We start from the raw sequence: 22,200 nt of genomic DNA on the forward strand, positions 1-22,200 counted from the left end.
GGGTGCGAATCCTCAGGTCGTGCTGTCCACGGCCACCATCGGCAATCCGGCCGAGTTCGCTCAGGAATTATGCGGCGTGACCCCGCGCGAGGTGAGCGAGTCGGGAGCTGCCCGTCACGGCAAGCGCTTTTATCTGGCCGACCACGCCGGACAGCCGCGCCGGTTCTGGGACGCGGTGATGTCGGCGAGTGTGCATCACCAGCTCAAGACCCTGGCGTTCTTTCGGGGCCGCTCGCGCGCCGCCCGACTGTACGGCACCTACCGGGCCCACCCGCTCTACGCTCCCGCCGCGCACCTCTACATGGCGGGAACAAGCGACCGCGAAGGGCGGCTGAGTGAATTTCGCAAGGCGCGCCACGGCGTGATGTTCGCCACCAACGCGCTCGAGGCGGGGGTCGACATCGGTGATCTTGAAGTGGTGATCCTCGACGGCTATCCAGGCTCGCGCATGGCCTTCCGGCAGATGGCCGGACGCGCCGGACGTATTGCGCCAGGCCTGGTGCTCTATATGCCCGCCCTCGACGAGCGCGGTCTTCCCCATCCGGTCGACGCGTTTTACAGCAATGCCGGCAACTTCCGTGACCTGCTGACCGGACCGATCGAGAAGGCCGTCATCGAGCACGACAATCCTTATCTGGCGCCCAAACACGCCGCGCGGGCGCTGGAGGAACAGGCCAGTGCCGGTTTGCGCGCATCCTCGCTGCGCAGCCGCTACTGGAACTTGCGAGGCGAGGGCTCCTCTCCTTTTGCCGTGGTGGAACTGAGGGATTGGGAAGTGCGCGGGGTAGCGTCTCTGGCAGGCGCGCTGGAGCAGCCAAGCCAGCATTACGCCCTGACAGAAAAGCACCTGGGCGCCATTTTTACACTGGAAGGCCAGGGCTACCGGGTGGTTCGCTGGGAGAATCACGCGACTGGCACGGCCATTCTGGTCGAGCGTCACGACGCTCCGCACCTGTTCACCCGCGGACTCTTTACGATCGAGGTGCGGCCTCAGGACAGCGGACCGTGGATGCGGCGCGGCCCGCTCGCCTACCGCCAGGGAGGAGTGAGCGTCACGCGGCGCTACACCGGCTACGCGCTGATGCGCCAGGTCTTCGGCCGGGCGTGCGTCAAGTGCGACCGCGAGCCCGCCCTGACCGAGCGTACCTGCAAACAGTGCGGAGGGCGCATTCAGGACCGCATGCAGGACCAGAAGCTGGCCGAGCACGACTTCGACGAGATAGTCGAGTTGCCCCCTTTTCGCACGAGCGCACTGGAAGTCGGTGTGAACGCATCGCCCAGCGTGGCCCATACCCTCAAACACCTGCTGCACAAGCTGATTCCCGAGCGGGTCTCGTGTGACGACAACGACCTGGCGGGCGCCTTCCGGACCGGCAAGGACAACTACTTCTTTCTGTACGACGACTGGCTGGGTGGACTTGGCGTCTCGAGGCGTGCCTTCGAGCAGATGGACGCACTCTTGTCGCGCGCGCTGGACCTGTGCGCCCGGGAGTGCTGCGAGGACGGCTGCTATCAATGCACCGCCGCCCTGCGCTGCAGCGCACCCTTTCTTGCCAGCGGCGAGCGCCGTCCCACCGACAAGCAGGCCACGCGGACCTTTCTGGCGGAGTTGCTGGGCGTGCAGCCCGAGACGCCCCCTGCACGCCCGCCCGAACGTGCCCGGCGCGAAGACTGGCGTGCGCAGGCACGCGAGCTGCTGGAACTTCGCGGTCTCAGCCTGACCGAGGTCAGCGCGCAGCTGGGCGTGCCGTCGCGCGATCTGGCTGCCCTGCTTTCGGGCAGCGGCCCGCTCCGGATACGGCACGCCAAGTTTGGTGAGGGAGCCTTGCTGGGCGGCAGCGGCTCTGGCGAGCGCCGGGAGCTGCTGGTGTATTTCCCCGGCGTGGGGCAAAAGCGCCTGGTGCTGGCGCAGGCGCCCCTGGAGATCGTACAGGGGTAAGGAAGACAGCCGGTCCAACTACCGCTGCCCGCTTGGCGCCGCGCTGACCTGCGCGTCAGCGACGGTGGGCCGAGCGCCAGGCGCCGACGAATTTCATAAAGGCGTCACGGGCCTCGCGCGTCGCGATGTCCTCGAGTCCGGTGCCGTAAGTCCCGTAGTACGACGTCGACCAGATGCGCGGCGCCTTGACGGCAAAGCGTTTGCCATCGTGCTCGATGTTCACGTCACCGCGGAATTCCAGCAGGTACTCCAGCGAGTACACGAAACCGTGGCTGTCCTCATAGGCCGCAATGATCAGGTGCTGTTCGACCCGGCAGGTCTTGCGATCGCCCCACTGGACGTTGTTGGCAGCAACGAAGCGGTCGAGTGCGTGTTGCACCAGCTCGGTGAGGTCGTCGTCAGCTTCATCTTCGAGACTGACGTGCGCTTCGGGCGCGCAGACGTCCTGCGGGCTCAGGTCTCGCAGGTTGGCGTTGAGGTGATCGGCGTGGGCACCGGTGAGGCCGCTCAGGGCCAGCGCCGTCAGGAAAAGGAAAAGGCGGGACATCCCCGTCAGTGTAAGACGGGGCGTCCTGATCTCCGGGCGAACTTGCCCAAGCCCGGACAGCCAGTTCAGGCACCAGAGCAAAACAAACGTTTGATGTAAACTACACCTCATGGACAATGTGACGGCCTTTCTGGAGCGCGAACACGGCGTATTTATCGGGGGCGACTGGATCGCGGGGAGCGAAAAGTTCGAGACCCGCAATCCCGCGACCGGTGAAGTCCTCACCGAGGTCGTGCAGGCAGACGAGGGCCTGGTCGATCAGGCAGTCGAGGCCGCGCGCAGTGGACAGAAAGTCTGGTCGGGCATGACGCCCGCCGCGCGGGCCCGGGTGCTGAACACGCTCGCCGACCTGATCGTGAAGCACCGCGAGGAACTGGGCCTGCTCGAAACGCTCGACAACGGCAAGCCGCTGCGCGAGAGCACCAAGGGTGATGTGCCCCTGGCCGCCGAGCATTACCGCTACTACGCGGGCTGGGCCACCAAGTTCGGAGGGCAGACCAACCCGGTCAGCATTCCTGGCATGCTCAACTACACCCTGCGCGAACCCGTCGGGGTCGTAGCGGCCATCGTGCCCTGGAATTTCCCGCTCCTGATAGCCACCTGGAAGCTCGCCCCCGCACTTGCGATGGGCAACAGCGTGATTCTCAAGCCCGCCGAGCAGACGCCCCTCACGGCCCTGCGTCTCGCGGAACTCGCCCGCGAGGCCGGGCTGCCCGAAGGCGTTCTGAACGTCGTCACCGGCGACGGACGCACCGGGCGCGTCCTGGTGGCGCACCGCGGCATCGACAAGGTCAGCTTCACCGGCTCGACCGAGGTTGGCAAGAAGATCGTGGCAGGCAGCGTCACCAACCTCAAGCGCGTCTCGCTGGAGCTGGGCGGCAAGAGCGCCAACATCGTCTTTGCCGACGCCAACCTCAAGCGCGCCCTGCGCGGCGTCACCATGGGCGTGTTCTACAACCAGGGACAGATCTGCATCGCGGGCAGCCGGGTGCTGGTCGAGCGCAGCGTGTACGAGCAGTTCGGCGAACTGCTCGCGGCCGAGGTCAGCAAAATCAAGCTGGGCGACGGACGCGACGCAGAAACCATGATGGGCCCCCTGGTCAGCGACGAGCAGCGCAGCCGGGTGGCTGGCCTGGTGCAGCAGGGCCGTGAGGCGGGCGCGCAGGTGCTGGCGGGCGGTGAGGTGATGGACGGCCCCGGCTACTTCTTCCAGCCCGGCATCCTGTCCACCGAGGACGCCAGCAACGTGGTTGTGCGCGAGGAAATCTTCGGACCCGTGGCAGTGCTGATGCCCTTTGACAGCGAGGAGCAGGCCATCGAGATGGCCAACGACTCCGAGTACGGCCTCGCGGGCGGCGTGTGGACCGAAAACCTGGGGCGGGCACACCGCGTCGCGTCAGGGGTGCGCACAGGGACAGTGTGGGTCAACACCTACAACGCCTTTGACGCCGCGTCTCCTTTTGGCGGTTACAAGCAGAGCGGCTGGGGCCGCGAGATGGGCGAGCAGGCCCTGGACCTTTACACTGAAACCAAGAGCGTCTGGATCAACACGAAGTAGGCGTTCAGCTTCAGTCGCAACACACGAGGAACAGCACAGGAGCACACGCAGCATGCAGCCAGGAAACAAGGGAGACCGGAGCAAGCGGTTGCTGAACCAGCGGCGCGCACCTTAGCAAGGGCGCTGTCGCCACTTGCCGACCGCCAACCCAGGCAGCGAGGTGCTGCCCGCTCTTCAAGGAGTTTCCATGCCCGAGCACGACATGCTGCAGATCATCAACGAGCAGGGGGAGGTCGTTCAGAGCGACCTCCTGCCCGACTCAGACACCCTGGTCAGGCTGTACCGCGCCATGCGGCGCATCCGCTTTTTCGACGAACGCGCCGTGGTGCTGCACCGCCAGGGCCGCATGGGCGTCTATCCGCCCTTTGGGGGAATGGAAGCCTCGCAGGCGGGTACCGCGCTCGCCCTCACGCACGCCGACTGGCTGCTGCCGACCTACCGTGACTCGGGCGCGGCCCTCACCTACGGTCTGCCCATTGCGCAGACGATTTTGTACTGGCGCACCAGCCCGCACGGCTGGGCCATGCCCGAGGGGCTCAAGGTGCTGCCGTTCTACATTCCGATCGCCACCCAGTACCCTCACGCGGTGGGCTGCGCCCTGGCCGAGAAGATGCAGGGGACGCGCAACGTGGCGCTGGCGTACATCGGGGATGGCGGAAGCAGCGAAGGAGACTTTCACGAGGCCCTCAATTTCGCGGGCGCGCTGGAGGCCCCCTGCGTGTTCGTGCTGCAGAACAATGGCTGGGCCATTAGCGTGCCCACCGCAACCCAGACGAAGGCCGTGAACCTTTCGCGGCGCGCCGAGGGCTACGGCATTCCCGGCGTGCGGGTGGACGGCAACGACATCGTGGCGGTGTACCACGTCACGCGCGAAGCGGTCGAGCGCGCCCGCGCCGGGGGTGGCCCGACTCTGATCGAGACGGTCACCTACCGCGTCAAACCCCACACCGTTTCGGACGATCCCGCACGTTACCGCACCGAGGACCTCACTCGCGAGTGGCTGACGCGTGATCCGGTGGCGCGCCTGCGCACTTACCTGAGCAATCAGGGACTGTGGAGCGACGAACTCGAAGACACGTTGCGAAAAGAAATCGGCGACGAGTTCGAAGCGGCCGTGACCGAAGCGGACGGTTACCCCGAACCCACACCCTCGGAGATCGTCGACCACGTCTTCGCCGAGCCCACCCCGCAGCTGCGCGAGCAGCGCCAGCAATTGCTGGAGGAGTACGGAGCATGACAACATTCCAGGCGCGTAGCGCCAGCGTTGAGCGGTTATGGACCGCGGCGGGCAAGGTTCCGAACCGCTGTGGAGCCTGCTCTGCCCAAGACGCCGTCCACGGTCCGTTCAGCGTAAGAAAGGGTGACCGATGACCCTCACCGAAAACAGACCCGTGACCTCGACCCGGACCATGACCATGGTGGCCGCCGTCAACGACGCCCTGAGCATCGCCCTGGAGCGGGACGCCAAGGTGTGTGTGTTCGGCGAGGACGTCGGCGTGATGGGCGGCGTTTTTCGTGCGACTGACGGCCTGCAGGCCAGATTCGGGAAAACGCGGGTGTTCGACACCCCGCTGGCCGAGGCGGGCATCGTGGGCATGGGCATCGGCATGGGCCTGGCGGGCATGCGCCCAGTGGCCGAGATGCAGTTCGCGGGTTTTCTCTACCCGGCGCTCGACCAGATCATGTCGCACCTGGGACGCTACCGTCATCGCACGCGGGGTCGCTTCAGTCTGCCGATGGTCGTGCGTGCCCCGTACGGCGGAGGGGTGCACACGCCCGAGCAGCACGCCGACTCACCCGAAGCGGTCCTCGCGCACGTTCCCGGCGTCAAGGTGGTCATTCCCTCGACGCCGAAAGACGCCAAGGGGTTGCTGCTTGCCGCGATCGAAGATCCTGATCCGGTGTTCTTCTTCGAGGCCATCAAACTCTACCGCTCGGTCAAAGAAGAAGTGCCGGAAGGGCATTACACTGTTCCACTCGGTCAGGCTCGCCTGGCCCGCGAGGGCGACGACGTGACGGTGATCTGCTACGGCGGCATGGTGGAGGTCTGCACCAAGGCAGCCGACGCTGCGCGCGCACACGGCATTGGCGTGGAGGTCGTGGACCTGCGCACGCTCGTTCCGCTCGACCGGGAAACGGTGCTCGCCAGCGTGCGGAAAACCGGCCGGGCCGTGATCGTGACGGAAGCGCCGCGCACCGGGGGGTTTCACAGTGAAATCGCGGCGCTGCTGGCCGAGGAAGCGCTTGACAGCCTGCTCGCGCCCGTCGTGCGCGTCACGGGATTCGACGCGCCTTACCCACCCTTCACGAGCGTCGAAGACACATACCGGCCCAACCCGACGCGGGTGGCGAGGGCCATCAAACAGGTTCTGGCGTACTGACACGCCCAGTCCGGCCTGATTGCGCCTGGTGTTGGTGCCTGGGGAGTGGCATCAACACCAGTCCCTGCCCTGAAGCCAAGCTATTTCTCGGTGGTGGTCATGATCTGCCGACGTCCGGACTGCTTCGCCTGGTAGAGCAGGGCGTCAGCCTGCGCCAGTACGTCTTGCGCCGTGTTCTCACCGTCGGGGGTCAATGTCGCCACACCAACACTGATCGTCACGAAGGCACTCACGTCGGAACGGGCGTGCGCAATGGCACACAACGCCAGTTCGTCGTTCACGCGTTCAGCGACGCGGCGGGCTCCGGGCGCGTCCGTTCCGGGCAGCAGCACCACGAACTCCTCACCACCGTAACGGGCGGCAAAGTCACTGCGGTCGCGCACCGACCGGGAAAGCGCCGCCGCGACTTCTCGCAGGCATTGGTCTCCCTGCAGGTGACCGTAGTGGTCGTTGTACCGCTTGAAATAGTCCACATCGCACAGCAGAACGCTGACAGGACGCTGCAGAATTCGGCATTCCTCCCAGATGTGCTGCAGGTATTGATCGAAAGCCGCCCGGTTGTACAACTGCGTGAGACCGTCCAGCACGGCCGTCCGCTGAAGTTCTTCGTGCGCCTCACGCAAAGCGTGCTCGGCTTTGGTGCGTTCCAAAATCTGATCCTCGAGCTGCCGGGTGCGGGCGCGTACCTGCTGTTCCAGGTGATCGGAATGTTCACGCAACGCCCGAACCTGCTCCAGCTGCCAGATGGCCCGGCTGACGGTATGTCTCGGTGTTTCCTCGTCAAAGTAGGCTTTGCTGGGCTGGTCGTACAGCAGGTAGCCGTAATGCACTTCCTTCACGAACAGTGGCGACATCAGCAGGTGCCCACGACCGAGTTCACCGATCATGCTGTCCGGCAGCAGCCGCGATGTGGGAAACAGCTGTTCATCCACAGGCACTTGCGTCTGCTCGGCCAGCACGACGCGGGCCCGGGGAGCAATGTCCGGTCCGTAGGAATCGTAGAGGACCAGAATGCAGCGGCCGACGTTCAGGTGCGACAGGTACCGACCCACTTCTTCGCGAAAACGCCGCTCGTCTGACGCCAGATACATCTGCGCCGTCATCGCCGTGTGCGCCAGTTCGCAGATCCTTCGGCGGACGTACGAGGTCTGCAGGGCGTCGTACAGCAACTCGTACGCCGACACGGTCAGCGCCTGAAGCGCACCGTGAGAGTCCGCGGGAAGCGCGCGCTGCACCGTTGCAGAGATCCGCTGTAAAGCACTGCGCCAGCGCCGGAAATCTTCGTCCTCCGACAGGGTACGCAGCAGCCCTTCACGCCAGTTCAGCAAAAACCCGGTGCGCTGCTCTGGACTGAGCACGACTTTTTGAAAAGCCTGGGCGAGCTGTTCTTCTTCAGCGGAAAGCGGCACCTGGCTCTGGGCTACCGATGTTGCGTCTTGGGGCATGCCGCAGGACTCACGCACGATCAGCTGGGGATCAATCAGTACGTCGTGCGGATTCGCACCCCGCTCGAGATCCAGCAACAGCTGCGCGGCCATGGCGCCCTGCTCGTGTAATGGCTGGCGAACCGTCGTGAGGGGCGGCAGCGCATGCCGAAACGGGTCGCTGTCGTCGAAACCCACCACGGCGACATCCTCGGGAACGCGCAAACCCGCGTCACGCAAACCCTGCACAATTCCGTCGGTCATCTCGTCATTGACGGACACGACCACGTCAAAGTCCCGGCGGTGACGGGCGAGCCGCAAAATTTCCTGATGTGCGTGTGCCGAAACGAACCGTCCGGTCAGCAGCAGTTCCGGATCGGCGGTCAGGCCCTGCGCGTGCAGGGCATCACGAAACACCTGCTCGCGCTGGTCGGAGTCCGCATTGCCGGGAATGCCGCGCACGAGAGCGAAGCGCCTGAAGCGGCGGGAATGCAGCAGATGATCCATCATCTGCTGCATTCCCGCCTTGCCGTTCACGAGCACGCTGGGAATCCCGGGCAGCGAACGGCCCACACTGACAATGGGCAGGGGCACGAAACGTTTCAGAAAAGACAAGAATACTTCGTCCGAAACGCGGTATCCGAAGTTCGAGGACAGCACGATGACCCCACGGTGCAACTCGGGTGAAATCAGTGCGTACAGATCGTTGGCTTTGCGAAATTCCGGTAGCGCCGTGTCGAGTTCCCGTCCCGAGTAGACCATCGACGGCAAGCCAGCCTCGTCCAGTGCCTTGCGGATACCACTCAGGAGGGTGAGTTGATACGTGTACAGATAGTCGATGATGATGGCAACGCTTTTTTGAGGCTGGTCAGGGGTCATGGGCTCCACACGAGAATCTCGATTGCCGGACGGTACTGTGCCTGAACTGTACCGGGCTTCGGCTTACAGAACTCTCACAGGCTCGTGAAACAGCAAACAAAAGGAAGGCGCCATGTCGGCACCTTCCTGAACTGTTCTGCCCGACTGTCGGCAGCAGTCCACACCCGCGGGGCTCAGCGCGTGACCACTGTCAGGTCGCGCGGTTGAGGCAGAAATTCCAGCTCGGGGTGCTGTTTGGCCGTGTAATCAAGGTCCCAGCTGCTGGTGAAGAGCATCACGGGCCGTCCGGCGTCATCCTCGACATGCTTGGCGAAACGTGCAAGGTTGTCAGGCTCCCCGGCCAGCCAACGCACGACCTTGTAATTGGTGGAGCTCATGATGAGGTCGACCCCGTACTCCTCGTTCATGCGGTGCTCGAAGACCTCGAATTGCAGCTGCCCCACTGCGCCGATGATCGGGTCACGCGCACCGTCGGTCGGGTAAAAGATCTGCACCACGCCTTCCTCGGCAAGTTGCTCAAGGCCCTTGCGAAAGGCCTTGCGTTTGCTCACATCGCGTGGTGTCACGGCGTTGAAGTGCTCGGGCGTGAAGCGCGGAAAACCTTCGAGGTGCACGTCCTTGCTGACGCTCACGACATCCCCGATGCGAAACACGCCGGGATTCACCAGACCCACGATGTCGCCGGGATAGGCGACGTCGATGCTTTCGCGATCCTGCGCGAACAGCGTGTGCGCGCGTGAGAGGCGCAGCTCCCGGCCCGTGCGGGTGTGCACGACTTCCATGCCGCGCTCGAAGCGCCCGCTGGCGATCCGCAGAAAGGCCGTGCGGTCGCGGTGGTGCTTGCTCATGTTGGCCTGCAGTTTGAACACGAAACCGGTGAAGGGCGCCTCGGGGCTGAGTTCTCCCTTGGTGGTGTGCAGCGGTGCCGGGCAGGGCGCCAGCTTCACGAAGCGCGACAGGAAGTGCTCCACACCGAAGTTGGTGATGGCACTGCCGAAAAACACCGGCGTGACCTCCCCTGCCAGAAACGCCTCGGGGTCAAACGGCTCGATGGCGCCCTCGATCAGTTCCACGTCCTGGCGCAGCTTGGCGTGCTGCTCGGCTCCGACCAGCTCGGTGAGCGCCGGATCGTCCACGCTCGCCACGCTCACGGGCGCGCGGGTGCGGCCCCGCACGACGCGCTCGAACAGCAGGACGCGCTTGCCTTCGAGGTCGTACACGCCCCGGAAATCCGGGCCGTCCCCGATGGGCCACGTCAGCGGCACCGCGCGAATGGCCAGGCTCTTCTCAACCTGTTCGAGCAGTTCGAAAGGGTCCTGAGCCGGGCGGTCCATCTTGTTTACAAAGGTCAGGATGGGAATACCCCGGTTGCGGCACACCGCAAAGAGCTTCTCGGTCTGGGCCTGCACGCCACGCGCCGCGTCGAGGACCATCAGGGCACTGTCAGCGGCGGTGAGGGTGCGGTAGGTATCCTCACTGAAATCCTGGTGCCCCGGGGTATCGAGCAGATTGACATGATGCCCGTCGAACTCGAACGAAAGCGCCGAGGAGGTAATGGAGATTCCGCGCTGCTGCTCCATGCTCATCCAGTCGGACTTGGTGTGCGAGGAGCCTTCACGCGCGGTGACGCTGCCCGCCTCGTGAATGGCGCCTCCGTACAGCAGCAGTTTCTCGGTGATGGTGGTCTTGCCGGCGTCGGGGTGGCTGATAATCGCGAAGGTGCGGCGCCGGTTGATTTCGTGGGACAGATCACTCTGGGTCATGGAGTCTCCAACTGGGGTGACAAACAGGGGGCTTGCCGGGCACGAAAAAGCCTGCCGGGGGCAGGCGCGCTCAGCCGCGCTTCCAACTGCCCAGGGAAGCGCGGCTTGCGAAATTCAGTGGTGGAAAGCGGCGAAACGTGCGCCCGCGTGATGCGGGTCAGCCAGCGTGAACATCCGGGCGCACAACATGCCTTCAGTATACTCCGGGCGAACCCCGGGAATGGGCCTCAGGCGTGAATGGAGCCGCTTGATCAAGCCGTCTGGTCAATTGTTTTCGGAGGACGCACGAACAGGGCCAGGCCCGCCAGGGCCAGCGGCACCACGGCGCTGGCCACCAGCACGCCGGTGTAGGTTCCGCTGTAGTCCTTGCCCAGGGCAAACAGCAGGGGTCCCAGGGCGGTGCCCGCCACCGAGGCGGTAAAGGCGAAACCGCGAATGCTGCCCAGGTGAGTGCGGCCAAAGTAGTAGGCCCACGACGAACTCGCCACCGCCGACTGTGTCCCCTGCATCACGCCCAGAAGCGCGCCGTAGATGAAAGCCGTGACCGCGCTGGCGACCACCAGCGGCGAGAGCAGGGCGAGCGTCAGGCAGAGCAGGCTCACCGGAATCAGGGCGCGCGGCGAGAAACGGTCGATGAAGAGGCCCCCGGCCAGGTTCGTGAGGGCGAACACCACGGCGATGGGCACGAACACCAGCGCCGCCGTTTCGCGTCCGATGCCGCCCTGCGCCAGAATCGAGAAGTGGTGGAAGATCAGCCCGGTTCCCAGCGCCGCGATCACGACGTTGCTGCCCATGATGAGCCAGAACATCGCCGTGCGGCGTGCCTGGGCCAGCGTGAAGTTTTCTTCTACCACCGTTTGCGTTTCGTCCTTGCCCGCGTGCCCGTCTGGCACCATCCCGAAGCGTTCAGGCTGGTCGCGGTAGAGCCACGCGCCCACCGGCAGGATGGTGAACGCCACCAGCGCGCCCAGCCAGGCGTACCCGGCGCGCCAACCGACCACGGCGATCAGAAAGGCGATCAGGCTGGGGAAAACCGCGTTGGCGAGGGCCGCGCCCACACCCGAGATGCCCAGCGCCAGACCACGGCGGCGCACGAACCACAAGTTGATGACGTGCACGCTGACAAGCCCCAGCGCGCCTTGCCCCAGCGCGCGCAGCGCGGTGAAACCGAGCAGCAGCGTCACGGCGTTCGTGACAAAGGCCATGCCCACGCAGGCCAGCGCCAGCAGCGCGGCGATGACCGTGACCATGGTGCGCGGGCCGAAGCGGTCGATGGCCCGACCGAAAAAGGGCATGCTGAACGCGCCCAACAACGTGCCAATCATGTAGGTGAGTGAGACACTGGAGCGCGACAGGCCCAGATCGGCGATGATGCTGTCGAGAAAAGCCGACACCCCGACCGTCTGGCCGGGCGTGGTCATGATGACGCCGAGCGTTCCGGCGGCCACCACCACCCAGCCGTAATACACAGGAGAAGCGTTGATGACGCGGCTGGATTGGGTGATGCGAGCCATAGGCCGTGAGCTTAATCGTTTTTGAGACCGAACATCGTGAGCAGTGAACGACGCTCGAAACCCCTGAAGTCCCAGGCGGGTCTCCGACGCACCGGTCACGATGCCAAGATCACATCCGCTCAGCGGGCGACGCTGGACAGCTCCCGCACCAAAGCCGCGGTCACCTCGGCCGTATTGGCACTTCCGCCGAGGTCGCCGGTCTTGATCCCGGCTTCCAGCGTGCGCTGCATGGCGTCCTCGACCGCCCGCGCCGCCTCTGGTTCACCCAGATGCTCCAGCATCAAAGCGGCACTCCACACCTGTCCCAGCGGGTTGGCAATGCCCTGACCCACAATGTCGGGCGCGCTGCCGTGCACCGGCTCGAAGCAGGAGGGAAACTCGCGCTCCGGATTGAGGTTGGCGCTGGCCCCGATCCCGATCGAGCCGACCGTCGCGGCGCTCAGGTCGGTCAGGATGTCGCCGAACAGATTGCTGCCCACCACCACCCCGAAGCACTGCGGGGTCAGCACGAACTTGGCGGCGAGAGCGTCCACGTGCATCTGCTCGCTTTCGATGTCCGGATACCCTGCTGCCACATCGGCGAACACCTCGTCCCAGAAAGGCATGCTGTGAATGATGCCGTTGCTCTTGGTAGCCGAGGTAACCCGCTGCTTGCCACGCGCGCGGGCCAGCTCGAAAGCGTAGCGGATGATGCGCTCGGTGCCGCGCCGGGTGAAGAGGCTCACCTGAGTCACGACTTCATGCGGAGTTCCAGCGTAGCTGCGCCCACCCACCGTCGAGTACTCACCTTCGTTGTTCTCCCGCACCACCAGATAGTCGATATCCGTGCCTTTGGGCAAGGCGAGCGGGCTCTGTACGCCGGGCAGGAGTTTCACGGGACGCACGCAGGCGTACTGCTGAAATTCGCGCCGGATGGGAATCAAGAGTCCCCACAAACTGACGTGATCGGGAACAGTCGGGTAGCCCACCGCGCCCAGCAGAATGGCGTCGAAGGAACGCAGCTGCCCGATGCCATCCTCGGGCATCATGCGCCCGGTATCGACGTAGTGCTGGCAACTCCATGGAAACTCCGTGAAGTCGAAGCGCAGGTCAAAGGTCCGGGCGACGGCACCCAGCACCTCGCGGGCACTCTGCATGACCTCCACGCCGATGCCGTCTCCCGGAATCAGGGCGATCCGGTATCCGTTCATATCGCTCCTCGTGCATTTCGAAAAAATTCCCGAAAGGCCTGCAGCACCAGCTCGGGCTGCTCTTCGGGCAGGTAGTGGCCGCAGGGCAGCGCGTGGCCGCGCACGTCGGTGGCCACAGCCCGCCAGTCGTCCAGGGGCGTGAACAGCTCCTCGATCACGCCGTGCTCACCCCACAGCACCAGCAGTGGACACTGGATGCGCTCGCCGCGCTCACGGCTCTCGCGGTCGTGCACGAGGTCGGTCGTGGCCGCGGCGCGGTAATCCTCGCAGGTCGCGTGAATGGCCTCGGGCGTGAAGCAGCGGACATACTCTGCCCAGGCCGGTGGCTTGAAGGCCGACAGGCCTGCCGAACCGCGCCCCATGTGCTGTCGGAGGAAGAACTCCGGATTGGCGCCGATCATGGTTTCCGGCACGCCCTCTTCCTGAATCAGGAAAAACCAGTGCCAGTACTTCTGCGCGAGCGCCATGGTCGTGCGTTCGTACATCGTGAGGGTCGGCGAGATATCCAGCACCGCCGCCTTTTCCAGGCGCTGCGGATGATCGACGGCCATGCGGTGCGTGATCCGTCCACCCCGGTCGTGTCCGGCCACCGAAAAACGCCCGAAGCCCAGCGCCTCCATCACCTCGACCAGGTCGAGCGCCATGGCGCGCTTGGTATAAGGCGCGTGGTCGGGGGTGCTGGGCGGCTTGGAGCTGTCACCGTATCCGCGCAGGTCCGGCACGACGACCGTGAAGTCGTCGGTCAGGTGGGGCGCGATTTCGTGCCAGATGAAGTGCGTCTGCGGATACCCGTGCAGCAGCAGCAGCGGCGGGCCCTCTCCCCCGATGCGTGTGTGAATCGTCGCGCCACTCGTTTTGATGCGTTCGGTTCTGAATTGTTCAAACATGGCTTCTCCCTCAGCTCTCCCCGCTTGCATTTCCGATCTTACGCTTCGCTCCAGATCTCCAACTTCAGCGGGAGACACGCCGTCCCTGCTCCCTCTGGTCGGGTCGAGCTTTAGGAACACCTGAAACTTAACCGGGAGATCCCAGGACAGCAGGAGATCACAGTCGCATGAGGAGCCGGAAATCGTTCACGTTGGTTCCGGTCGGTCCCGTAACGACCAGATCGCCCAGCTGCTCGAAAAAGGAATGCGCGTCGCTGGCCTCCAGAAAGGTCCATGCGTCCAGGCCTATCTGCGCCGCGCGCGCCAGCGTGTCAGGAGTGATCACGGCGCCCGCCGCGTGGCTTGAACCGTCGATGCCGTCCGTGTCGGCGGCCAGGGCGTAGATTCCTTCGCGGCCGCTCAATTCGGTCGCCAGCGCCAGCAGAAACTCCAGGTTTCGCCCGCCTCGCCCTGTACCCTGCACGACCGTCGTGGTTTCCCCGCCGGACAGCAGCGCCTGTCCCGGCGCGAGTTCACCGGACGCGCGGGCGTGCGCCCAGGCCGCCTCGCGCGCCGGACCTTCGATGCTGTCACTCAGCACCCGCGCCTTCACCCCCGCACCGGTCAGGAAATGCCGTGCCGCGTCAAGTGCGCGCGCGTTCGTCACGATCAGCTGATTCTCCACCCGGGAGAACACGGCGTCACCCGGCTTTGGCGTTTCGGGCAACTCTCCCAGCGCGCCACGCTGCAGGTGGCGCCGCGCTTCGGGCGCGGCCACCCTGTAGCGTTCCAGGATCAAGAGCGCCTCCGTGAACGTCGTCGGGTCCGGTGCGGTGGGGCCGGACCCGATCACGCTCAGGTCGTCGCCCACCACGTCTGACACGATCAAGGACACCACCCGCGCGGGAGCGCACGCCCGCGCAAGCTGCCCGCCCTTCACGCGTGAAAGGTGCTTGCGCACCGCGTTGATCTCCCTGATGCTCGCGCCGCTGCGCAGCAGCTCACGGGTCAGGTCGGCTTTCTGCTGCAGCGTGACTCCCCAGGGCGCGGACAGCAAGGCGGACGCGCCCCCCGACAGCAGGCACAGCACCAGATCCTCGGGACGCAATTCGCGCAGTGTTTCCAGAATTTCGTCGGCCGCGCGAATCCCACGTTCGTCCGGTACAGGGTGAGCCGCTGCCCGCAACTGAATCTGTCGAGGTTGAAGCGGTGCGTGTCCATCGGGCACAACTACCATTCCGGACAGCGGGCCGGGCCACGCCTCCTCAAGGGCGAGGGCCATCCGCGCCGCCGCCTTTCCTGCTCCGACGGCCACGGTTCTGCCCGAGGGCACTTCGGGCAGAAAGGACGCGAGGGCTTCTCGCGCATCGGCCGCCCTGACGGCGGCCTGAAAGGCGCCCAGCAGTAGCTCTCGTGCGCGAGCGGTCACCGGTTCAGTTCATCATTCCCGGCTGCCGTGCGCAAGTGTTCGCGGATGCAGACACCGCCGTGCGTGCATGCCATGCTGACGCCACAGAAATGCCGTGCGAAAGGACTCGCTTGCCTTCACTTCTCCGAACTGCCCTTCTCGTCAGCGCCTTTTCCCTTTCCCTTCTGGCAGCCGTTCCTGCCCAAGCGCGCGTTGTTCCCTTCAAACCCAGCGTCTACCCACTGGCCATCGAAGCCATGCGCGCCCGGACTTACCCGGGCAGCGCCATCACCACCCGGGAAGTGCTGCGCGCCGGATCCAACTACTCGCGCTCGGTGGTGTCCTATCAGTCCGATGGCCTGCGCATCAACGCCCTGCTGACCCTTCCGAACGGCACACCTCCCAAGGGTGGCTGGCCCGCGATCGTGTTCAATCACGGCTACATTCCGCCCGAGCAGTACCGCACGACCGAGCGTTACGTGGCTTACCTCGACGCCTTCGCGCGCGCAGGGTTCGTGGTGCTCAAACCCGATTACCGTGGGCACGGTTCGTCGCAGGGTGAGCCTACCGGCGCGTACTGGTCGCCTGATTACACGACCGACGTGCTGAACGCGTTCTCGTCGCTGCAAAAGCACCGAAACGTCAATCCGGCGCGCGTGGGCATGTGGGGGCACTCGATGGGCGGGCACATCACCCTGCGCGCCATGGTCGTGAATTCGGCGGTCAAGGCCGGCAACATCTGGGCGGGTGTGGTGGCGCCGTACGACGTGATGCTCGAAGGCTGGCGAGGCCGCAGCCGGCCACCTTCGGTCTCGCGCAGCCGCCGCGCAGAAATTCTCGCGAAGTATGGTGAGCCCGTCAGCAACCCCACCTTCTATCAGGCCATCTCACCCAACTTCTTCTTGAAAGACCTTGCGGGAAGGCCCCTGCAGATTCACCACGGCACCGCCGACAGCGACGTACCGCTGAGCTTCGCGCAGGCGCTCGTCAACGGCCTGAAAAGCGCCGGGCAGCCGTACAGCTTCTACGTCTACCCGGGTGACAACCACAATCTGAGCCGCAACCTGGGAAGCGCGCTGCAGCGCTCGGTGGAGTTCTTCAAGAAGAACCTGTAGGGCCTGCTGGATCTAAGCTGGATGTGTCAGGCAACACGGCACGTCTTGTGCTTGAATCACGGCATGACTTCTTCCATGCAAGACCGCGCGCAGCTCGACGCGCGTTACACCTGGGCCCTGGAAAGCGTCTTTTCCGGTGAGGACGCCTGGGCAGCCGCGTTCGGGCAGATCGAAGCGGATTTGCCCCGCCTGAGCGCCTACCGGGGCCGGCTGGGTGAAAGTGCCTCCACACTGCGCGCCTTTCTGGAAGTGATGTTCGATCTGCAGCGCCGCCTGGGCCACGTGTACGTGTACAGCGATCTGCACGTCGCAACCGATCAGGACGATCAGGCGGCCATCGCGCGGCACGGGCGCAGCCAGGGACTCTACGCCCGGGTGATGAGCGCGCTCGCCTTCGTGGAACCCGAATTGCTCGCACTCCCCGAAGGAACGCTGGAGGCCTTTCAGACCCAGGACGAGAGGCTGCAGGTCTACGGGCAGTACTTCCGCCGCTTGCAGGAGCGCCGCTCTCACGTGCGCAGCCCGGAAGTCGAGGCGCTCTTCGGCGCGCTCGGGGAAGTGTTCAGCGGGCCTTACAACACCTGGTCAAGCCTCGTGAATGCCGACCTGAAGTTCTCTCCTGTTGCGGGTGAGGATGGTCAGGACGCTGAGGTGGCGGGCGGCACCATCGACGTGCTGCTCTCCTCTCCTCGGGCGGACGTACGCCGCGCAGCCTTTCGGGCGTACGCGGACGGCTTTCTCTCGCACCGCAACACCGCAACACCTTCGCGCAGCTGCTGCTCACCAGTGTGCGCCAGACGGTGCTGCAGGCACGTGAGCACGGCTACGCCAGTGCCCGCGAAGCGATCCTGCTGCCGCAGGACGTGCCGCCCGCCGCGATGGACGCCGTCATCGACACTTTCGAAGCGAACCTCGGCACCTGGCACCGCTACTGGCGCGCGCGGCGCCAGCTGCTGGGCGTCGAGGGGCTGGGGCCCTGGGACGTGCACGCCACCCTGGGCTCCAGCGTGATCGAGGTGCCGTACGAGCAGGCGGTGGAATGGATTCTGGAAGGATTGCGTCCACTGGGTCTGGAATACACCGAGCCACTTCGGCGCGGCCTCACGCTGGACCGCTGGGTGGACGTGTACCCGACCAGGGGCAAGGCGTCCAACGCCTTCTCACACGGCAGTCACGGCACGCGACCGTTCATCCTGATGAACTACGTAAACGACCTGCCCAACATGAGCGTGCTGGCCCACGAGCTGGGCCACTCGATGCACTCCTACCTCACCTGGGAGACCCAGCCCAGCGTGTACGGCAACTACGGGATGTTCGTCGCGGAGACCGCCAGCAACTTCAACCAGGCGATGCTGCGCGCGCACCTGCTGGAGCGCGAAAGTGGGCGCGCCTTTCAACTCGGCATGATGGACGAGGCCTTCGCGAACTTCTACCGCTACTTTTTCGTGATGCCCACCCTGGCGCGGCTCGAAAAACGGCTGTACGCCGCCATCGAAGCGGGCGAGGGCGTCAGTGCCGACCAGCTCACCGACTGGACGGCGGAGCTGTTCATGCAGGGGTACGGACCGGAAATTTCCCTCTCGGAAGAGGACCGTCAGCGGGTCGGCGTCACCTGGGCGCAGTTCGGACACCTGTATGCGCCCTTTTACGTCTTTCAGTACGCCACCGGCATCAGTGCGGCAAACGCCCTGGCCAGCGGCGTGCTCGCGGGCGAGGAAGGCGCGCGCGAACGCTACCTGGAGTTTCTGCGCCTGGGATGCAGCGTGCCGCAACTGGACGCCCTGAAGATCGCCGGAGTGGACATGACCACCAGCGCCCCCATCGAGCGCGGCTTTGAGGTGCTCGCGGGGCTGGTCGAGCGCCTCGAACAGCTCGCCGAGGGCTGACGGCAGCAAGAAGAAGGCGGGCTCGGCCCGCCTTCTTCTTGCTGTATTCGCTTCAGATGCCGAGATAGGCGCGCTGCACTTCGGGATTGTGCAGCAGCTCTGCGCTGGGTCCTTCGATAACCAGCCTTCCCTGCTCCAGCACGTAGCTGCGGTCGGTCACCTTCAGCACCTGCCGGACGTTCTGCTCGACGAGCAGCACGGTCAGGCCGAGTTCGCGCAGAGAGGCGATGACCCGCATGACTTCCTTGACGACCAGGGGCGCCAGACCCAGGCTGGGTTCGTCCATCAGCAGCACTTCGGGCTCGCTCATCAGGGCGCGGCCGATGGCGACCATCTGCTGCTCACCGCCCGAGAGCGCGGCGGCGGGCATGCTCTTCTTCTCAGTCAGGCGCGGAAAGAAGTCGTAGACCTTCTGCAAGTTCTGCGCGCGGTGCGCCTTGGTGCGTGGCAGGTAGGCGCCCATGATCAGGTTCTCCTCGACGCTCATCTGCCCGAACAGCTGCCGCCCCATCGGAACGTGCGCGACACCCATGTCGGTGATCTGGTAGGCAGGGGTGCCGTTGAGGGTTTTACCGCGGTACGTGGCGGTGCCACCCCGTGCGCGGATCATGCCGGACACGACGCGCAGGATGGTGCTTTTGCCGCTGCCGTTGCCGCCGACGAGCCCAACGAGTTCGCCCTTGTCGACGTGCAGGCTCACGCCGAACACCACCTGCGCCTCACCGTAGGCGACGTCGAGGTTCTGTACGTCGAGCACACGCTCACGCCCGGAGTTGAGTTGAGGTTTCACGGCAGTTTCAGTCATCGTCGTCTCCCAGGTAGGCCTTGATGACGCTGGGATCGCTCGCGACGTGGGCGGGTGTGCCCTCGCTGATCTTTTCACCGAAGGCCATGCAGATCACGTGGTCCGAGAGCGTCATGATCACCTGCATGATGTGCTCCACCATGACGATGCCGATGCCACGGTCGGCAAGCGAGCGGATCAGGCCGATCATCTCGGCCTGCGCGGGCGGGTTGAGGCCCGCGATGACCTCGTCGAGAAAGAGCAGCTTGGGTTCGAGCGCCAGCGCCTTGGCCAGTTCCAGACGGCGGCGGCGGGCCAGGTTGAGCTCGGCGGCAGGCTGCAGGGCGCGGTCGGCCAGACCGACGATCTCCAGCATCTCAAAAGCGTGCTCCTGCGCCTTGCGCCCGCGGTGGTGCAGGAAGCAGGCGACCAGCACATTCTCGATGACGCTGAGGTCCTCGAAGGGACGCTCCACCTGAAAGGTGCGCGCGATACCGAGGCGCGCGAGGCGGTCGGGTTCCACGCCGGTGATATTGCGCCCCTGAAAGGTGACCAGGCCCGCCGTGGGTTTCACGAAGCCGGAGAGCGCGTTGAAAAGGGTGGTTTTCCCGGCGCCGTTGGGACCGATCAAGCCGAGGATCTCTCCGGACTTGACCGCGAGGCTGATATCCTTGACGGCCACCAAGCCGCCAAACTGCACGCGGACATTTTCGGCGCGCAGCAGGGGCGCGGTGGCGGTGTCCTGAATGGGGTGCGGTGCAGTGGTGGTCATCGTGCCTTCCCGAGTTTCGCGCCGGTCTTGTTGAAAAGGCCCATGATGCCGCCCGGCGCAAAGAGCGTCACGATCAGGATCAAAAAGCCGTAGATCAGCAGGTTCGCTTCGCCGAGGAAACTGCGGGTGAGTTCTCCCAGGCCCAGGATCACGATGGCGCCGAGAATCGGACCCTGGATGCTGCTGCGTCCGCCGATGATGGCCATCAGGGCGATCTGGATGCTGAGGGGCAGTTCGAGCAGCGTGTGTGGCTCGAAGGCCTGCAGGTAGATGGCGTAGATGCAGCCGCCGAGGGCCGTGAGGGCCGCGCTGATCGCGAAGGCGGTCATCTTCATGCGCAGCGGGTTGATGCCCAGGGCGCGCGCGCTTTCCTCGTCTTCACGCACCGCGAGCAGCGCGTAGCCAAGCCGCGAGCGGCGGATGACGTGCGTGATAAGCAGCACCAGCAGCACAAACGCGAACGCCAGCCAGTACTCTACCCGGCGGTCGAAAAGATCCAGGCCGAAGAATGTGGGCAGGTCGGGCATGAAGAGACCTTCGCTGCCACCGGTGAACTTGTTGGGGTCGTTGATGGCGTAAATGCGGATCAGCAGCGCAATCGCGATGGAGGACAGCGTGAAGTACGCGCCCCGCAGACGGAAGGTCAGCCAGCCCCAGCCGAGCGAGAGCAGCGTGGCGAGCGCCATGCCGATCAGGGCGCCCCACCAGGGTGCGATCTGGTAGTGAATGGCGAGCAGCGTCAGGGTGTAGGCGCCTACCCCGGCCAGGGCGGCGTGCCCGAAGCTTTCCTGACCGGTCCAGCCGCCCAGGATGTTCCAGGACAGGGCCAGACCCGCGAAGATCAGGGTGGCGATGCCCCAGTTCATGTTCTTTCCGAACACGAACGGGTAAATGATCATCAGGGCAATCAGCGCCAGCGAAAGCCAGGTACTGCCGAAGTTGATTTTCGGAAGGGCGCGGGGACTATGGGCAGAAGTGGTGGTCATTGTGAACTCCGTCCGCGGGCGCGGCTTCTATTCGCTCCGCTCGGACCGGCGGGGGCGGCCCCACCGCTCGAAGGGGCGGTCATACCCGTTTCACCGTCTTCCCGAACAGGCCTTCCGGGCGGAAGAGCAGCACCAGCACGAACATCGTGAGGCCAAAGGCGTCACGCCAGGCGTTCAGGCCGATGCTGCCAATCTGGCCGCTGGCGCCGACGGTTTCGACCACGCCCAGAAACAGACCGCCGATGATGGCGCCCGAGAGGTTGCCGAGACCACCGAGGACCGTCACGACAAAGGCCTTGAGCAGGAAGTTCTCGCCGATGGTGGGAATGACCGAGCCCAGGATGGGAAGCAGCAGGATGCCGGCAACCAGGGCCAGGGTGATGCCGATGCCGAATACGATCGCCTGAATCTGGCGGGTGTTCACGCCCTGCAACTCAGCCCCGAGGGAATTCTGGGCAGTCGCGCGGATGGCGCGCCCGATCTCGGTTCGGTAGAGCAGAAAGTTCAGGCTGGTGATGGAGATGGCCGTGATCAGGCCCGCCACCAGAAAGGGAATGCTGAGCTGCACGCCCGCGATGTTCACGGTGGAGATCGCGTACGGCACGTTGACGCTCTGGGGCTGGGCGCCGAAGCCCAGGAAAATGCTGTTGGAGAAGATCAAACCGATCCCGAGCGTGGCGAGCAGGCTGGAGTTTCCGACGCCTTCGGGCAGACGGGCCAGCACGAAACGCTGGATGCCGTACCCGAGCGCGAAACCGACGGGCAGGGCAATCAGGATGGTGACGTACGGATCGAGGCCCAGGCGGTTGAACATAAAGAGTGCCAGAAACATGCCAAGGGTGAGGGCGTCGCCGTGCGCGAAGTTTACGACCCGCATCACGCCGAAGATCAGCGAGAGGCCCAGACCGATCAGGCCGTACACACCGCCCACCAGGAGGCCCTGGATGATGGTCTGCGCGGAGATGTCGAAAGAGGCTTCGGCGCCGGACCGGGAAAGGAGCTGTGCAGCCACCACGGCCAGGATCACGATTCCGGCAGCGACGGTCAGGAACCGCTGTAAGTGTTTGTTGTTTTTGCTTGCGAGCATTTTCTGTAAGCTCCCTGTCATCCGGAGAAAAGAGAACGCCTGGACTGTGCCAGTCGAGGTCATGTCATGCTCATGATTCAGGCGCAAAAAAACCCCAACCC

At 64.9% G+C, this 22,200-nt stretch carries 17 protein-coding genes and 1 pseudogene (1 of these 18 running past the window's edge); 7 read left to right on the top strand and 11 right to left on the bottom strand.

Annotated features, from left to right (window positions below; genetic code table 11):
- Positions 1 to 1,939: the 3' portion of a DEAD/DEAH box helicase gene (locus DEIPE_RS04180; protein ID WP_015234735.1), read on the top strand. The gene continues 623 nt to the left of window position 1, outside the view; the window shows 1,939 of its 2,562 coding nt (coding positions 624-2,562); the start codon falls outside the window, past its left edge; the stop codon is at positions 1,937 to 1,939.
- Between the two features lie 55 nt (positions 1,940 to 1,994).
- Here the strand turns inward: DEIPE_RS04180 and DEIPE_RS04185 are convergent, their stop codons facing one another.
- Positions 1,995 to 2,486, bottom strand: a complete 492-nt coding sequence (locus tag DEIPE_RS04185; RefSeq protein ID WP_015234736.1) for a hypothetical protein — start codon at positions 2,484 to 2,486, stop codon at positions 1,995 to 1,997.
- A gap of 109 nt (positions 2,487 to 2,595) precedes the next feature.
- Here DEIPE_RS04185 and DEIPE_RS04190 point away from each other — a divergent pair, with 109 nt between their 5' ends.
- The 3 genes from DEIPE_RS04190 to DEIPE_RS04200 all read left to right on the top strand — a co-directional run bounded on the left by DEIPE_RS04190 (position 2,596) and on the right by DEIPE_RS04200 (position 6,425).
- A complete protein-coding gene (locus tag DEIPE_RS04190) occupies positions 2,596 to 4,044 on the top strand; it encodes an aldehyde dehydrogenase family protein (protein ID WP_015234737.1) in 1,449 nt (482 codons plus the stop codon).
- Positions 4,045 to 4,231: 187 nt separating this feature from the next.
- Entirely contained in the window at positions 4,232 to 5,281 is a 1,050-nt protein-coding gene (gene pdhA / locus DEIPE_RS04195; RefSeq protein WP_015234738.1) for a pyruvate dehydrogenase (acetyl-transferring) E1 component subunit alpha, read from the top strand.
- 130 nt (positions 5,282 to 5,411) lie between these two features.
- The gene (locus DEIPE_RS04200) at positions 5,412 to 6,425 is read left to right on the top strand and encodes an alpha-ketoacid dehydrogenase subunit beta (RefSeq protein WP_015234740.1); all 1,014 of its coding nucleotides are present in this window, start codon (positions 5,412 to 5,414) and stop codon (positions 6,423 to 6,425) included.
- Between the two features lie 80 nt (positions 6,426 to 6,505).
- Here the strand turns inward: DEIPE_RS04200 and DEIPE_RS21975 are convergent, their stop codons facing one another.
- The 6 genes from DEIPE_RS21975 to DEIPE_RS04230 all read right to left on the bottom strand — a co-directional run bounded on the left by DEIPE_RS21975 (position 6,506) and on the right by DEIPE_RS04230 (position 15,490).
- Positions 6,506 to 8,728 (bottom strand): diguanylate cyclase domain-containing protein, encoded by a 2,223-nt coding sequence (locus DEIPE_RS21975; protein ID WP_015234741.1) that lies wholly within the window; start codon positions 8,726 to 8,728, stop codon positions 6,506 to 6,508.
- 173 nt (positions 8,729 to 8,901) lie between these two features.
- Positions 8,902 to 10,491: a peptide chain release factor 3 gene (locus DEIPE_RS04210; RefSeq protein ID WP_015234742.1), complete on the bottom strand. Its 1,590-nt coding sequence runs from the start codon at positions 10,489 to 10,491 to the stop codon at positions 8,902 to 8,904.
- A 251-nt stretch (positions 10,492 to 10,742) separates the two neighbouring features.
- Complete coding sequence (locus DEIPE_RS04215; protein WP_015234743.1) at positions 10,743 to 12,005, bottom strand: MFS transporter; 1,263 nt, start codon at positions 12,003 to 12,005, stop codon at positions 10,743 to 10,745.
- 119 nt (positions 12,006 to 12,124) lie between these two features.
- Complete coding sequence (locus tag DEIPE_RS04220; protein ID WP_015234744.1) at positions 12,125 to 13,195, bottom strand: tartrate dehydrogenase; 1,071 nt, start codon at positions 13,193 to 13,195, stop codon at positions 12,125 to 12,127.
- Complete coding sequence (locus DEIPE_RS04225) at positions 13,192 to 14,082, bottom strand: alpha/beta fold hydrolase (RefSeq protein ID WP_015234745.1); 891 nt, start codon at positions 14,080 to 14,082, stop codon at positions 13,192 to 13,194. The genes DEIPE_RS04220 and DEIPE_RS04225 overlap by 4 nt, the downstream gene beginning before the upstream one ends.
- Positions 14,083 to 14,239: 157 nt before the next feature.
- Positions 14,240 to 15,490: a glycerate kinase type-2 family protein gene (locus DEIPE_RS04230; RefSeq protein ID WP_015234746.1), complete on the bottom strand. Its 1,251-nt coding sequence runs from the start codon at positions 15,488 to 15,490 to the stop codon at positions 14,240 to 14,242.
- Between the two features lie 110 nt (positions 15,491 to 15,600).
- Between DEIPE_RS04230 and DEIPE_RS04235 the strand changes: the two genes are divergently transcribed.
- The 3 genes and pseudogenes from DEIPE_RS04235 (at position 15,601) to DEIPE_RS21980 (ending at position 18,470) form a co-directional block, all read left to right on the top strand.
- Complete coding sequence (locus DEIPE_RS04235) at positions 15,601 to 16,584, top strand: alpha/beta hydrolase family protein (RefSeq protein ID WP_245557590.1); 984 nt, start codon at positions 15,601 to 15,603, stop codon at positions 16,582 to 16,584.
- 378 nt (positions 16,585 to 16,962) lie between these two features.
- Positions 16,963 to 17,139: pseudogene (locus DEIPE_RS24825) on the top strand (hypothetical protein); the annotation flags it as partial.
- Positions 17,140 to 17,372: 233 nt separating this feature from the next.
- Positions 17,373 to 18,470, top strand: a complete 1,098-nt coding sequence (locus DEIPE_RS21980; RefSeq protein ID WP_245557591.1) for a M3 family metallopeptidase — start codon at positions 17,373 to 17,375, stop codon at positions 18,468 to 18,470.
- Positions 18,471 to 18,522: 52 nt separating this feature from the next.
- Here DEIPE_RS21980 and DEIPE_RS04245 read toward each other — a convergent pair whose 3' ends face one another.
- The 4 genes from DEIPE_RS04245 to DEIPE_RS04260 all read right to left on the bottom strand — a co-directional run bounded on the left by DEIPE_RS04245 (position 18,523) and on the right by DEIPE_RS04260 (position 22,099).
- Positions 18,523 to 19,275: an ABC transporter ATP-binding protein gene (locus DEIPE_RS04245; protein ID WP_015234747.1), complete on the bottom strand. Its 753-nt coding sequence runs from the start codon at positions 19,273 to 19,275 to the stop codon at positions 18,523 to 18,525.
- Positions 19,268 to 20,026, bottom strand: coding sequence for an ABC transporter ATP-binding protein (locus DEIPE_RS04250; RefSeq protein WP_015234748.1), 759 nt, complete (start codon positions 20,024 to 20,026; stop codon positions 19,268 to 19,270). The genes DEIPE_RS04245 and DEIPE_RS04250 overlap by 8 nt, the downstream gene beginning before the upstream one ends.
- Positions 20,023 to 21,012, bottom strand: coding sequence for a branched-chain amino acid ABC transporter permease (locus DEIPE_RS04255; protein ID WP_015234749.1), 990 nt, complete (start codon positions 21,010 to 21,012; stop codon positions 20,023 to 20,025). Before DEIPE_RS04255 ends, DEIPE_RS04250 begins: the two co-directional genes overlap by 4 nt.
- 79 nt (positions 21,013 to 21,091) lie before the next feature.
- On the bottom strand, positions 21,092 to 22,099 hold the full coding sequence (locus tag DEIPE_RS04260) for a branched-chain amino acid ABC transporter permease (RefSeq protein ID WP_015234750.1): 1,008 nt from the start codon (positions 22,097 to 22,099) through the stop codon (positions 21,092 to 21,094).
- Positions 22,100 to 22,200: the final 101 nt, after the last annotated feature.

Source organism: Deinococcus peraridilitoris DSM 19664 (assembly GCF_000317835.1).
GTDB classification, from domain to species: Bacteria; Deinococcota; Deinococci; order Deinococcales; family Deinococcaceae; genus Deinococcus_A; species Deinococcus_A peraridilitoris.

Bases quoted from the DNA above. Each gene is read 5' to 3' on its own strand.
- DEIPE_RS04200 (WP_015234740.1), top strand. From the start codon at position 5,412: ATGACCCTCACCGAAAACAGACCCGTGACCTCGACCCGGACCATGACC.
- DEIPE_RS04245 (WP_015234747.1), bottom strand. From the start codon at position 19,275: ATGACTGAAACTGCCGTGAAACCTCAACTCAACTCCGGGCGTGAGCGT.
- DEIPE_RS04220 (WP_015234744.1), bottom strand. From the start codon at position 13,195: ATGAACGGATACCGGATCGCCCTGATTCCGGGAGACGGCATCGGCGTG.
- DEIPE_RS04225 (WP_015234745.1), bottom strand. From the start codon at position 14,082: ATGTTTGAACAATTCAGAACCGAACGCATCAAAACGAGTGGCGCGACG.
- DEIPE_RS04210 (WP_015234742.1), bottom strand. From the start codon at position 10,491: ATGACCCAGAGTGATCTGTCCCACGAAATCAACCGGCGCCGCACCTTC.
- DEIPE_RS04255 (WP_015234749.1), bottom strand. From the start codon at position 21,012: ATGACCACCACTTCTGCCCATAGTCCCCGCGCCCTTCCGAAAATCAAC.
- pdhA (WP_015234738.1), top strand. From the start codon at position 4,232: ATGCCCGAGCACGACATGCTGCAGATCATCAACGAGCAGGGGGAGGTC.
- DEIPE_RS04190 (WP_015234737.1), top strand. From the start codon at position 2,596: ATGGACAATGTGACGGCCTTTCTGGAGCGCGAACACGGCGTATTTATC.
- DEIPE_RS04250 (WP_015234748.1), bottom strand. From the start codon at position 20,026: ATGACCACCACTGCACCGCACCCCATTCAGGACACCGCCACCGCGCCC.
- DEIPE_RS21975 (WP_015234741.1), bottom strand. From the start codon at position 8,728: ATGACCCCTGACCAGCCTCAAAAAAGCGTTGCCATCATCATCGACTAT.
- DEIPE_RS04260 (WP_015234750.1), bottom strand. From the start codon at position 22,099: ATGCTCGCAAGCAAAAACAACAAACACTTACAGCGGTTCCTGACCGTC.
- DEIPE_RS04215 (WP_015234743.1), bottom strand. From the start codon at position 12,005: ATGGCTCGCATCACCCAATCCAGCCGCGTCATCAACGCTTCTCCTGTG.
- DEIPE_RS04185 (WP_015234736.1), bottom strand. From the start codon at position 2,486: ATGTCCCGCCTTTTCCTTTTCCTGACGGCGCTGGCCCTGAGCGGCCTC.